Origin of the sequence: Phytobacter palmae, from assembly GCF_039409775.1 — a bacterium.
Lineage (GTDB): Bacteria > Pseudomonadota > Gammaproteobacteria > Enterobacterales > Enterobacteriaceae > Phytobacter > Phytobacter palmae.
Map to the genome: position 1 here is coordinate 39,129 of NZ_JBCIVJ010000006.1, position 12,247 is coordinate 51,375.

General features: G+C 54.6%; 13 protein-coding genes. 6 read left to right on the forward strand and 7 right to left on the reverse strand.

The genetic code is table 11. The annotated features are described in order from the left end of the window. The first annotated feature begins 116 nt into the window (after window positions 1–116). From minC to minE, 3 genes are read left to right on the forward strand one after another with little or no spacing between them, the layout of a single operon-like run. A complete protein-coding gene (gene minC, locus AAIG39_RS09315) occupies window positions 117–812 on the forward strand; it encodes a septum site-determining protein MinC (RefSeq protein ID WP_090085950.1) in 696 nt (231 codons plus the stop codon). Window positions 813–834: 22 nt separating this feature from the next. After that, window positions 835–1,647, forward strand: coding sequence for a septum site-determining protein MinD (gene minD / locus AAIG39_RS09320; RefSeq protein WP_090085949.1), 813 nt, complete (start codon window positions 835–837; stop codon window positions 1,645–1,647). A gap of 3 nt (window positions 1,648–1,650) precedes the next feature. After that, entirely contained in the window at window positions 1,651–1,917 is a 267-nt protein-coding gene (gene minE, locus AAIG39_RS09325) for a cell division topological specificity factor MinE (RefSeq protein ID WP_090085947.1), read from the forward strand. Between the two features lie 98 nt (window positions 1,918–2,015). Here minE and rnd read toward each other — a convergent pair whose 3' ends face one another. From rnd to yoaA, 5 genes are all read right to left on the reverse strand, one after another. Continuing rightward, complete coding sequence (rnd, locus tag AAIG39_RS09330; RefSeq protein ID WP_343193699.1) at window positions 2,016–3,143, reverse strand: ribonuclease D; 1,128 nt, start codon at window positions 3,141–3,143, stop codon at window positions 2,016–2,018. A gap of 71 nt (window positions 3,144–3,214) precedes the next feature. After that, window positions 3,215–4,900 (reverse strand): long-chain-fatty-acid--CoA ligase FadD, encoded by a 1,686-nt coding sequence (fadD, locus tag AAIG39_RS09335; protein ID WP_139223064.1) that lies wholly within the window; start codon window positions 4,898–4,900, stop codon window positions 3,215–3,217. Window positions 4,901–5,105: 205 nt separating this feature from the next. Beyond that, window positions 5,106–5,687 (reverse strand): Slp family lipoprotein, encoded by a 582-nt coding sequence (locus AAIG39_RS09340; protein WP_090085941.1) that lies wholly within the window; start codon window positions 5,685–5,687, stop codon window positions 5,106–5,108. A 37-nt stretch (window positions 5,688–5,724) separates the two neighbouring features. Further along, entirely contained in the window at window positions 5,725–6,420 is a 696-nt protein-coding gene (gene tsaB / locus AAIG39_RS09345; protein WP_090085940.1) for a tRNA (adenosine(37)-N6)-threonylcarbamoyltransferase complex dimerization subunit type 1 TsaB, read from the reverse strand. 59 nt (window positions 6,421–6,479) lie between these two features. Next, entirely contained in the window at window positions 6,480–8,390 is a 1,911-nt protein-coding gene (yoaA, locus tag AAIG39_RS09350; RefSeq protein WP_249569107.1) for a DNA repair helicase YoaA, read from the reverse strand. A 110-nt stretch (window positions 8,391–8,500) separates the two neighbouring features. Here yoaA and AAIG39_RS09355 point away from each other — a divergent pair, with 110 nt between their 5' ends. After that, window positions 8,501–8,845, forward strand: coding sequence for a RidA family protein (locus AAIG39_RS09355; RefSeq protein ID WP_039079523.1), 345 nt, complete (start codon window positions 8,501–8,503; stop codon window positions 8,843–8,845). 35 nt (window positions 8,846–8,880) lie between these two features. Here AAIG39_RS09355 and AAIG39_RS09360 read toward each other — a convergent pair whose 3' ends face one another. Together AAIG39_RS09360 and AAIG39_RS09365 are read right to left on the reverse strand one after the other, a co-directional pair. Beyond that, window positions 8,881–9,933, reverse strand: coding sequence for a DUF7716 domain-containing protein (locus AAIG39_RS09360; protein ID WP_343193700.1), 1,053 nt, complete (start codon window positions 9,931–9,933; stop codon window positions 8,881–8,883). 24 nt (window positions 9,934–9,957) lie between these two features. Then, window positions 9,958–10,137, reverse strand: coding sequence for a YoaH family protein (locus AAIG39_RS09365; RefSeq protein WP_085005980.1), 180 nt, complete (start codon window positions 10,135–10,137; stop codon window positions 9,958–9,960). 83 nt (window positions 10,138–10,220) lie between these two features. On the opposite strand from AAIG39_RS09365, the gene pabB reads away from it, so the two are divergent. Further along, entirely contained in the window at window positions 10,221–11,582 is a 1,362-nt protein-coding gene (gene pabB, locus AAIG39_RS09370) for an aminodeoxychorismate synthase component 1 (protein WP_343193701.1), read from the forward strand. Between the two features lie 3 nt (window positions 11,583–11,585). After that, on the forward strand, window positions 11,586–12,164 hold the full coding sequence (locus tag AAIG39_RS09375; protein ID WP_090085933.1) for a CoA pyrophosphatase: 579 nt from the start codon (window positions 11,586–11,588) through the stop codon (window positions 12,162–12,164). Window positions 12,165–12,247: the final 83 nt, after the last annotated feature.

Consider the following 12,247-nt stretch of genomic DNA (forward strand, 5'->3'; position numbering starts at 1 on the left):
TGCTCTGAATTAAGGGGTGGTTACTTGCCTGAATATAATAGTGACTATAACATGCTTGATAGTCTTCGGAATATCGCTCACTCATGAGTGATAATAGCAAAATGAGTAAGGTCAGGATGTCAAACACGCCCATCGAGCTAAAAGGCAGTAGTTTTACCTTATCTGTGGTTCACTTGCATGATGCAAAACCCGAGGTTATTCGCCAGGCGTTAGAAGACAAAATCGCTCAGGCTCCCGCTTTTTTAAAACATGCTCCTGTCGTTATTAATGTTTCTGATCTTGAGGGCCCGGTAAACTGGTCGCCGATTCAGCAGACCATTCTGGCTACAGGGTTACGGGTTGTTGGTATCAGCGGTTGTAAAGACAGCGAACTGAAAGCCGATATCGAACGTGCCGGGTTGCCGCTTCTGACCGAAGGCAAAGAAAAGCCGCAACGTCAGGTTGCCGCCCCTGTCCCCGTCGCCCCTATTGTTACTCCGGTCACAAAAACACGCTTGATCGATCTTCCTGTTCGTTCCGGACAGCGTGTTTATGCGCCAAACTGTGATCTGATTGTCACCAGCCATGTCAGTGCGGGCGCGGAGTTAATTGCCGACGGTAATATCCATGTTTATGGCATGATGCGTGGCCGCGCGCTGGCTGGCGCAGGCGGCGACAAGGATGCGCAAATATTTTGTACTCACCTCACGGCGGAGCTGGTATCCATCGCAGGGGAATACTGGCTGAGCGATCAAATCCCGGCCGATTTTTATGGCAAAGCGGCACGCTTACGTTTAGCGGATAACGCTTTGACTATTCAACCATTAGATTAAGCCCTTTTAACAAGGAACTCCTATGGCACGCATTATTGTTGTTACTTCGGGTAAAGGGGGCGTGGGTAAGACCACCTCCAGCGCGGCCATCGCAACCGGTTTGGCCCAGAAGGGAAAGAAAACCGTCGTTATTGATTTTGATATCGGCCTGCGTAACCTCGATCTCATCATGGGCTGTGAACGTCGCGTCGTGTACGACTTCGTGAACGTCATTCAGGGCGATGCGACGCTGAATCAGGCGCTGATTAAAGATAAACGTACGGAAAATCTTTATATTCTCCCGGCTTCGCAGACGCGCGACAAAGACGCGTTAACCCGTGAAGGCGTAGAGAAGGTGCTTGATGAGCTGCAGAAAATGGAGTTCGACTTTATCATTTGCGACTCACCGGCGGGGATTGAAACCGGCGCGCTGATGGCACTCTATTTCGCGGATGAAGCGATCATCACCACCAACCCGGAAGTCTCTTCCGTCCGTGACTCTGACCGTATCCTCGGCATCCTGGCGTCTAAATCGCGTCGCGCCGAAAACGGCCAGGAACCGATTAAAGAACACCTGTTGTTGACCCGCTACAACCCGGGGCGCGTTAATAAAGGTGATATGCTCAGCATGGAAGACGTGCTGGAGATCCTGCGCATTAAGCTGGTTGGCGTGATCCCCGAAGATCAGTCAGTCCTTCGCGCATCCAACCAGGGGGAGCCGGTTATTCTGGATACCACTGCCGATGCAGGCAAAGCGTACGCAGATACCGTTGAACGTCTACTGGGAGAAGAACGTCCTTTCCGCTTCATTGATGAAGAGAAGAAAGGTTTCCTCAAACGCCTGTTCGGAGGATAAGCTATGGCATTACTCGACTTTTTTCTCTCCAGAAAAAAGAATACCGCCAGCATCGCCAAAGAGCGTCTGCAAATTATTGTTGCGGAACGCCGACGCAGCGAAGCTGAACCACATTATTTACCGCAGCTAAAGCGGGATATTCTGGAGGTGATTTGTAAATATGTTCAAATCGATCCGGAAATGGTTTCAGTCCAACTGGAACAACGCGGTGACGATATATCCATTCTGGAACTCAACGTTACCTTGCCGGAACCAGAAGAGACGAAATAACCCGACGGTTTATCGCTGCGTCAGGGGTAATAAAAAAGGCAGAAATCTTCTGCCTTTTTCTTTTATTAACGCTTAACCCCTGTTGTTATATACAGGCATCAGCGCGGATATTCCGCTAATAATGTTTTGAGCTGCTCACCCATCAATTCCGCGCGCCAGCCGCTAATTAATTCAGGTAAATTCGTCTGCGGCTTTAATTGCCAGTGCCAGTTAAGTAGCTGATTAATTTGCCGACGTGAAGCGATCAATTCTGCGCTCAGTCCTTTGCTCTCGCTGACTTCCTGCACCTGCGCCTTAATGGCTTTAAACGCTTTACGATAGCCGGGCATATCCACCAGGTTCAGAATCGGATCCGGTAGTGCATCTTCCGGCAGCGCCTGCGCCTGTGCAACCAGTGATAACAACGTTTTGCCATGAAAACGAATTTCGCTGCCGGAAAGACCAATGCTGTCCAGTTCGCCCATGCTGCCCGGCATATAACGCGCCACGGCCCACAGGTTCTCTTCACGCACCACAAAATTGACCGCCAGGTCTCGCTCACGGGCTTTACGCAGGCGCCAGTTAGCCAGCAAACGCAGGCAGGCCAACTGACGAGTACGCAACTGCCAGGCGTTGCTGATTTCACGCCATGCCTCTTCCGGCGCCAGAATTTCGCTGCGACGCTGCATCATTAGTCGGCACTCATCCAGTGCGGCATTGAGCCACCCCGCTTCTTCGGTTTCGGCCAGTAATTTGCGGGCGATAGGGAGCAAATACCAGACATCGGCTGCTGCATAATCGCACTGACGTGTCGTTAATGGACGCGCCAGCCAGTCAGTACGGGATTCGCTTTTGTCCAGCGCCACACCAGTGTACTGCTCCACCATTGCCGCAAAGCCCCAGGAGAGCGCACGGCCACAGAAAGCGGCGAGAATTTGCGTATCGATCATCGGCTGCGGCATCACACCGAAGGCGTTAAGGAAGACTTCGAGGTCTTCGCTGCCGGCATGGAGGAATTTGGTTACACGGGTATTGGTAATCAGATCGCGGAACGGTGCCCAGTCAGTGATGGTTAATGGGTCGATTAACGCCACACGCTCCCCGTCATAGAGCTGGATTAAACCAAGCTGGGGATAATAGGTGCGGGTGCGGACAAATTCAGTATCAAGCGCAATAGCATCAGTGCCAGCCGCAGCTTCACACAGCGCTGCCAGCGCCTCGTTCGTCGTGATCATCTGGTAATTCAAATCGTCTTCTCTTTAGTTTGCGCCCACAAAAAACGCCGGATTAACCGGCGTTCTGGCGACTAACGCATAGCTCAGCCTTTATTGTCCACTTTGCCACGCGCTTCGTCACGCAATTCTCGTCGTAAAATTTTGCCGACGTTGGATTTCGGCAGCTCGGCGCGGAATTCCACCCGTTTCGGCACTTTATAGCCCGTTAGCTGGCGGCGGCAAAACGCGATAAGCGCTTCTTCGGTCAGCGAGTCGTCTTTTTTCACTACAAAGATTTTGACCGCTTCGCCGCTGGCATCCGAGGGCACGCCTACCGCTGCCACTTCCTTGACGCCCTCATGCTGCATCACGACATCTTCGATTTCGTTCGGATAGACGTTAAAACCAGAGACCAGAATCATGTCCTTTTTGCGATCGACGATACGCATAAAGCCTTCTTCATCCATCACCGCGATGTCGCCGGTGTACAACCAGCCATCTTTAATGATTTCATCAGTCGCCGCCGGACGCTGCCAGTAACCCAGCATCACCTGCGGGCCTTTGACACATAATTCACCCGGTTCGCCCGGAGGAACTTCGTTGCCCGCGTCATCCACCAGCTTCACTTCTGTGGACGGGACCGGCAAACCGATACTGCCACTGTGGTAATCAATATCATGCGGGTTGACGCTCACCAGCGGCGAACATTCCGTCAGACCGTAACCTTCCAGCAGGTATTCGCCGGTAAGTTTCACCCAGCGCTCGGCAACAGCTTGCTGTACGGGCATGCCGCCCCCCGCAGAAAGGTGCAGTGAGGAAAAATCAAGTTTGTGGAAATCGTCATTGTTCAGCAATGCATTAAACAGGGTGTTTACCCCGGTCATTGCGGTGAAAGGGTACTTCGCCAGCTCTTTCACCAGCCCTGGAATGTCACGCGGGTTGGTGATGAGCAGGTTCTGTCCGCCCAGTTCGATGAACAACAGGCAGTTCATGGTCAGAGCAAAAATGTGGTAGAGCGGTAACGCGGTGACCACCAGCTCTTTGCCGCGATGGAGCAACGGGCCGTAGGTCGCATTTACCTGTTCCAGGTTGGCCAGCATATTACGGTGCGTCAGCATTGCCCCTTTGGCCACGCCCGTTGTCCCGCCTGTGTATTGCAGAAACGCCAGATCATCTGTTGTGACTTCCGGCTTGATGTACTGCAAACGATAGCCCGCCTGCAGCGCACGGCGGAACGAGATGGCATCAGGCAGGTGGTATTTCGGCACCAGACGCTTCACATATTTAACGACAAAGTTAACCAGCGTGCCCTTCGCCGGGGAGAGCTGGTCCCCCATGCGCGTCAGGATCACATGGCGAACCTGAGTCTTATCGACCACTTTTTCCAGCGTGTGGGCGAAGTTGGAGACAATCACAATAGCGGATGCGCCGCTGTCATTAAGCTGATGTTCCAGTTCGCGCGGCGTGTACAGTGGGTTGACGTTCACAACAATCATACCCGCGCGCAGAATACCGAACAGCGCCACCGGATATTGCAAAAGGTTCGGCATCATCAGCGCCACACGATCACCCTTTTGCAAGCCTAAACCCTGTTGCAGGTATGCGGCAAAAGCGCGGCTACGCTCTTCCAGCTTGCGGAAGGTCATCACCTCCCCCATGTTGACGAACGCAGGTTGGTCGGCGTAGCGCGCCGTCGCGTGTTCAAAAAGTTCAACCAGGGATTGATAACGATCGGGATTAATATCCGCAGGCACATCGGCGGGATAACGGTTTAGCCAAACCTTCTTCAATGCATCACCTCTAAAATGTGTATTTGTCGTCATCACAACCCCAGTTAATAAACAAGTCGTTAACATAATATTAACTCAGCGTACCAGTTTATTTATTGTTCGGATTGAAGGTTGCGAAGCGCATCACTAATTATTTTTGTTATGGTCGCGCAAATAAAGAAACAGCGGACCAGCCGCTGTTTCTTTATTCATGCAGAACAGAGGGTTACTCTGTTACAACACTCTCTTCATACGCAGGGCCGGGAGTATACCAGCCCCAGCCGCCGTAGCCGCGATGCCACGGGTGTGGCCCCATCAGCCATGGATCCATCGGCTGTGGCGGCAGCACCACCTGTTTAGTGATATGCCAGCGCTTGTAGCCGTCAGCACGAATCACCGCGAATTTATAGGCAGCACCACCAACCTGACCGTCATAGGTGCCGGTAATCGGGCCGACGACGGTTACCAGTTGGTTCTGGAAGTCCACCGGATCGAGGAAGCCATTAACATCAGCCATAATGCGCCCAACGGATGTTGCGCCAAGAATAGGTCTGGCCCCGTCATCCAGCGGTACGGTAGCTATCTCAAGGCGTGTTTTCCCCTGCTGATTATCAATTTTCACCACTTTGCCGCCGAAACGGGCTTCCTGGCCGATATAGAGATTTGGCGCATTCATCACGCGCACCAGATCATCCTGTGGCGTCGGAGTAGTTCCTTTGATCGCGTCAGGCACAGAAACACACCCACTCAACGCTGCGGCGACCACGCCCGCCAGTAACCAGCGCATAACTCTTTTTTGACTCGCCATGATGCGACTCCCTCACTCAGCCTTTTGTTACTGAGATTCATTCCCGGCCCGGAAGTTTCTTCCAGGCCACTTCGTTACGCAAATAAACTGGCTCGGCATGCTCAACGGCGACGGTTCGTCCCAGCGAAAGTTGCTGGTGCGCAATGGGCAACATATCCTGCGCTTCCGGCAACGACACACCGCCATCTGTCAGCGTCAGTCCGGTGTCGTTTGCCATATCCGGCCAGGCTTGCCAGCCGGTACCGACGGTCGCCCACTCGCCAGAAAGCGCGTTGAGGCGCGCTGTCACCGCGTCCGGTTTAAGGACCGCTTCGGTCTCTTCACCATGCCAGACGCCGTCAGCATCGCGCTGATACTCCGCCCAGTAGACTTCCCCCATTCGGGCATCAATGGCTGCCAGCACACGGGTAGCTCCCGATTTGCGCCAGGCCCCTTCGGCCATCGTCGCCAGCGTTGAAACGCCAATCATCGGCAGTTCCGCACCCAGCGCCAGCCCCTGTGCAATGCCAATACCGATGCGTACACCGGTAAAACTTCCCGGACCACGGCCAAAGGCCAGCGCATCCAGTTCAGACAGCGCAACGCCGCCCTCGGTGAGGATATCCTTCACCAGAGGCAGAATGCGTTGCGTGTGTTCACGTGGGCAGAGTTCGAAATGAGCAAAGAGGGTTCCGTCGCTGTTCAGCGCGACGGAGCAGGCTTCAGTGGCGGTATCAATGGCCAGAATTCGCATGGGTAATCGCAGTCCCGGTAAAACAAAATGGCGCGCATATTAACACAGTCTGCGCCAAATTACTTCGCCGCAGAGGCAGCAAGAAACGCAACTGCGCGGCGAATATCCCGCGTACGCGGCGCAGGCGGCAGACTTGCCAGGAACACCGCGCCATAGGGGCGCATTACCAGACGGTTATCGCAAATCACCAGCACACCCCGGTCATCAACGTCACGAATCAGGCGCCCGACGCCCTGTTTAAGAGTAATAACCGCATCCGGAAGCTGGACCTCATCAAACGGATCGCCGCCGCGCAGGCGGCAATCCTCCATTCGCGCTTTTAGCAGCGGATCGTCCGGCGAAGTGAACGGCAGTTTGTCGATAATGACCAGCGACAGCGTGTCGCCGCGCACATCCACCCCTTCCCAGAAACTGCTGGTCGCCACCAGTAAGGCATTTCCTGCGGTAATAAATTGCTGTAGCAACTGCCCTTTGCTGGTCTCTCCCTGCAGCAAAACGGGTAGCGTCATGGTGGCCCGGAACTGTTCAGCGAGATCGCGCATCATCGCGTGGGAAGTACAAAGCATAAAGCAGCGACCATTGTTTGCTTCAATGATCGGTTTGAGCATTGCCGCCAGCTGACGCGCCGCTCCCGGCTGATTAGCTTGTGGCAGGTTTCGCGGCACACAAAGCAGCGTCTGGCGGGCGTAATCGAACGGGCTTGGCAACAGCAGCGTTTGTGCTTCTTCGATGCCGAGCCGCCCGGTAAAGTGGTGCAGATCATCGTTCACCGAGAGCGTCGCCGAGGTAAAAATCCAGCTGCCGCTTTTCTGCGCCATGACTTCTTTGAATTTATCCGCCACGGTGAGCGGCGTCAGTGCCAGGGTAAAATGGCGCGAGGTACACTCATACCAGTAACTAAAACCGGGCTGATTGATCTCTTTTAACCGTTTGAGCCGTGCGCGGTACAGCGTCGCACGCTCAAACGCCGCATCGAGAATAGCCGAACGTCCCAGCGACAGTTTTGCCACGTCATAACAGAGCTCCAGAGCGTCATCAAGCAGCAGTAGCGCCCGCTGGATATGGGCATCGGCCAGCAGGTCCCGCAAGTTGCCACGATATCCCGGTTCCCCCAGTTGCAGACGAAAATCCTGCGCACTCTGCGCCAGTCTGTCGGCGCATTTTTGCAACTGCTGGGTATCACGTAGCTCGGTACGATAAGCAATAGTGAAATCTTTGGCTAAATCCAGCAACTGACGGCTGGAGATCGACTGACCGAAATACTGGCTGGCGATATCAGGAAGTTGATGCGCTTCATCGAAAATCATCACTTCGGCTTCCGGGATCAGCTCGCCAAAACCGCTCTCTTTCACCACCATGTCTGCCAGGAACAGGTGATGGTTGACCACCACCACATCGGCATCCATTGCTTTTTTGCGCGCCTTTACCACAAAGCAATCTTTGTACATCGGGCAGTCGCTGCCCAGACAGTTGTCATTGGTGCTGGTCACCAGCGGCCAGACGGCAGAATCCTCCGCCACGCTGACACAGGTGCTGATATCGCCATCTTTGGTCTGATTTGACCAGGAGCGTAACAAAATCACGTCGCTGAGAGTTTGCACCGGCAGATCGCCCCCCGCCAGCGCCTGCTGTTCCAGTCGTTCAATACAGAGGTAGTTTGAACGCCCTTTAAGTAGTGCGGTATGACCAGTGAACGCAAGCGCTTTTGCCACCGTGGGTAAATCGCGGCTGTATAGCTGATCCTGCAGCGCTTTTGATCCCGTTGAGATGATCACTTTTTTGCCTGCACGCAAGGCCGGAGCCAGATAGGCGTAGGTTTTACCGGTCCCGGTGCCTGCCTCTACCACCAGCGGCTGTGTACGGGCAATGGCGTCACTGACGGCATGGGCCATCTGACGTTGTGGTTCCCGGGGCTTAAAACCCGGTATCGCTTTGGCCAACTGACCGTCTGTTGCAAAATCGTCCGTCACACTGCCCCCACACTGGATAAATCGCCAGCGATTATGTCAGGGCATTGGGTTTTACGCCAGTCTGTGGCAGTCTTGGCCGCATTCAGAAGAAAAACCCTGAGGAAGAAAATATGACTATTACCCGCATTGATGCCGACGCCCGCTGGTCTGACGCCGTTATCCATAATCAAACGCTCTACTATACCGGTGTGCCGGAAAACCTCGACGCCGACGCGTTTGAACAAACCGCCAACACCCTGGCGCAAATTGACGCCGTGCTGGCCAGACAGGGCAGCGATAAGACCCGCATCCTCGATGCGACGATATTTCTGGTGGATAAAAGCGATTTCGCGGCAATGAACAAAGCCTGGGATGCGTGGGTGGTGGCAGGTCATGCACCAGTACGCTGTACCGTTCAGGCCGGGTTGATGAACCCGAAATATAAAGTCGAAATTAAGATTGTTGCCGCCGTCTGACAGGACGCGTTCCGGCGCGCATACCGCGCCGGAACTTATTCCATATCGAGAAAGTCGTCGTGCTCCAGATAATGGTTGAGTGCACGGATAATTTCGCCATCGCTGGCGTTGGGTTTTTGCTCAACGGCCAGCTCCACGACGGACTGAAAATGCTCGCCCATACAGGCGAAGTGTCGATAACGCCCCGTCGATGCTGCGGCTTCGTCGTCATCGCTGGCGACCACATAAAGCGCATCGCCCGCCTGAAAAGCCCCGTCGCGTGTTGAATAGAGATCGTAATAAAGCGTTTTACCCTGCCCGGCCTTTACGCAGGCAATCAGCGCTTCAATACCAATCGCCATATTCAGCCGCAGGGTTTCCAGCACCGGGCCGGCAGGCGCAAAAGTAACGGTTGCGCCAGTGGCCTCTAATTCTCGCTCCAGCGGGCGCAAACGCAGGCGAAAATCCTCGCCCACACAAACGGGCGGACTGGCGACAAAACTTAGCGCATCAGCTAACGGTAAATTAAGCGTTTTTCTGAGGACGTGAACGACCTTTAGTTTCTGCGGGCCGATATCAGTAATGAGCAGACGCCCCGCCTGCCAGTCCTGTGGGTCCACGTTCACGGCGTTATCGTCGTCATCATCATGCGCCAGCCGCGCTTCCCGAAGCTCAAGCCAGAACGGACTGTCCGCTTCGGTATGCGCGTCAAGCAACGCCAGCGCAGCCGCCTCATCGGCATGGCATAGCTGGTCTAAAAGGGTCTGAAAAGCGTGCAAATTGGGCGAAATGCGTTCTGCCTGCCAGCGGCCAGCGCCGTGTGCGGCATAATAGACCGGGTAGCCGTCCGCCGCTTCACCCAGATCGATAAAGAAAGGATCGTCGAAGCCATTAAGCGCCAGAAGATACCAGCCTGGCTGCCACATCCCGGGGGTGTCCGCCACCAGACTTTCACCGGTGACGCCGTGCCAGCGAAAACCGCAATGCCACGCGTGCCATTGCTCTGGCTGCGGATAGTGAAAAGGAAGCGTGAGGTCGCCCGGGATAACTGCCGCTGTGATAAACGCAAGGATCGCATCCGGTATCGTCTCAGGCATCGTGTTATCCATTCACCGCCTCCAGTTTTCAGGGGATTATTCGTCTTCGTCTTCAAAGCGCGCCACAATGCGTTCGCCCGTGTGGCTGGCGCGTAGCTCATCAGCAACCTGAGAGATGGCCTGCCCACTGCTCATGCCCTGTGCCATTAACTCCTGAATGCGCTCGACCGCTTTTTGCTGCTGCTCGTGGCTAAGGGAAGGTAAACCTGCAAACATTGTGAACTCCTGCTAAATTATTCGCGCTGATTATTTCATGCGCCGTGGCTATGCGCCAGCGATCGCGCAAAGAGCCAGGACTGATGAAGACGTTTTTCCCTACTTTGATATCGTTACCGTGGCATCCCGATGCCGCAGAGCACTATTTTTCCCTGATTCAGCCGCTGCCATGGGCCATGCTGCTGCACTCCGGTCACGCGGACCATGCCTGCAACCGTTTTGATATTCTGGTCGCCGATCCTCTCTCAACGCTTGTCACACGGGGTGAACAGACCGTTATCACCGACGCCAATGGCGAGCAAATATCACCAGAGTGCCCGTTTGCCCTGGTGAAACAGGCTATCGACAAAGCCGGGATCCACCCACAGACGAACAACGATCTGCCGTTTCTGGGTGGCGCACTCGGACTGTTCGGTTACGATTTAGGGCGTCGCTTCGAAAAACTGCCCTCCCGTGCACAAAAAGATATTTTATTGCCGGATATGGCAATAGGCATTTATGACTGGGCCATGGTGGTGGATCACCATAAACAACGAGTCACGCTACTGAGTTACCGGGATCCGCAGGCGCGTCTGGCCTGGCTTAACGCCCAAACACCGCCGTCCGCCATCCCGTTTAGCCTGACCGCCCCCTGGCAGGCAAATATGACGCGCTCGGAGTATGGCGAGAAATTTCGTCAGGTACAGGCATGGTTGCACAGCGGTGATTGTTATCAGGTTAATCTCGCCCAGCGTTTTCAGGCACACTATGTCGGCGATGAGTGGCAGGCGTTTTGCCGTCTGAATCGCTCAAATCGCGCCCCGTTCAGTGCTTTTTTACGTCTGGAAGAGGGTGCGGTTTTAAGCCTGTCGCCGGAGCGGTTTATTCATCTTTCGGACGATGTTATCGAGACGCGCCCTATCAAAGGCACACTTCCGCGCCTGCCTGATGCGCAGGATGATGCACAACAGGCACAAAAACTGGCCGCTTCAACGAAAGATCGGGCTGAAAATCTGATGATTGTCGACCTGATGCGCAATGATATTGGTCGGGTGGCCGTGCCTGGTTCCGTACGCGTCCCGGAGTTGTTTGTCGTAGAGCCCTTCCCGGCTGTTCACCATCTGGTCAGTACCGTAACAGCAAAGCTGCCTGCCGGTTTACATGCCAGCGATGTATTACGCGCCGCATTTCCGGGTGGGTCGATTACCGGGGCGCCTAAAATTCGCGCCATGGCAATTATCGATGAACTGGAACCACAACGGCGTAATGCCTGGTGCGGCAGCATTGGGTATATCAGTTTTTGCGGCGCCATGGATACCAGCATCACCATTCGTACCCTGACGGCGTGGGCGGGTCAAATATTCTGTTCAGCCGGAGGCGGTATCGTGGCGGATAGCAACGAAGAGGCGGAATATCAGGAAACGTTTGATAAAGTTAACCGTATCTTGCAGCAACTGGAGAGCTAAATCGTGGCGCAGCCTAACCTTACCCTGGATGATTTTCTGTCGCGTTTTCAGCTTTTACGCCCCCAGCTACACCCCACAGCCGCAAATGCGCGGCAGGCGGCAGTACTGGTGCCGGTGGTGCGACGCGAGCAGCCAGGGTTATTGTTGACGCAGCGTTCGCCACGATTGCGAAAACACGCCGGGCAGGTCGCTTTTCCCGGCGGTGCCGTTGATGACACCGATGCTTCGCTGATTGCCGCGGCCCTGAGGGAAGCACAAGAAGAGGTGGCTATTCCTCCTGAGGCCGTCGACGTTATCGGCGTGCTCCCTCCCGTGGACAGCGTCACCGGATTTCGCGTGACACCCGTTGTGGGTATTATTCCTCCCGATCTGCATTACCACGCCAGCGAAGACGAAGTAGCTTCGGTATTTGAAATGCCGCTGGCCGAGGCGCTACGCCTGGGGCGCTATCATCCACTGGATATCCATCGCCAGGGCAATGCTCACCGGGTGTGGCTCTCCTGGTATCAGCATTATTTTGTCTGGGGCATGACCGCCGGCATAATTCGTGAGCTGGCACTGCAGGTGGGGCTTCGCCCTTAACTATACTTAACACGAAGCATTCTTGGGACAGTAGAATGTGGCCGCGCGCTATTAGTAAAATCGAGGTTAGGCATTAGTTTAAT

Excerpts from the sequence above, each read along its gene's own strand:
- minC (WP_090085950.1), top strand. The coding sequence starts at position 117 with ATGTCAAACACGCCCATCGAGCTAAAAGGCAGTAGTTTTACCTTATCT.
- minD (WP_090085949.1), top strand. The coding sequence starts at position 835 with ATGGCACGCATTATTGTTGTTACTTCGGGTAAAGGGGGCGTGGGTAAG.
- minE (WP_090085947.1), top strand. The coding sequence starts at position 1,651 with ATGGCATTACTCGACTTTTTTCTCTCCAGAAAAAAGAATACCGCCAGC.
- AAIG39_RS09340 (WP_090085941.1), bottom strand. The coding sequence starts at position 5,687 with ATGGCGAGTCAAAAAAGAGTTATGCGCTGGTTACTGGCGGGCGTGGTC.
- tsaB (WP_090085940.1), bottom strand. The coding sequence starts at position 6,420 with ATGCGAATTCTGGCCATTGATACCGCCACTGAAGCCTGCTCCGTCGCG.
- AAIG39_RS09355 (WP_039079523.1), top strand. The coding sequence starts at position 8,501 with ATGACTATTACCCGCATTGATGCCGACGCCCGCTGGTCTGACGCCGTT.
- AAIG39_RS09360 (WP_343193700.1), bottom strand. The coding sequence starts at position 9,933 with ATGGATAACACGATGCCTGAGACGATACCGGATGCGATCCTTGCGTTT.
- AAIG39_RS09365 (WP_085005980.1), bottom strand. The coding sequence starts at position 10,137 with ATGTTTGCAGGTTTACCTTCCCTTAGCCACGAGCAGCAGCAAAAAGCG.
- pabB (WP_343193701.1), top strand. The coding sequence starts at position 10,221 with ATGAAGACGTTTTTCCCTACTTTGATATCGTTACCGTGGCATCCCGAT.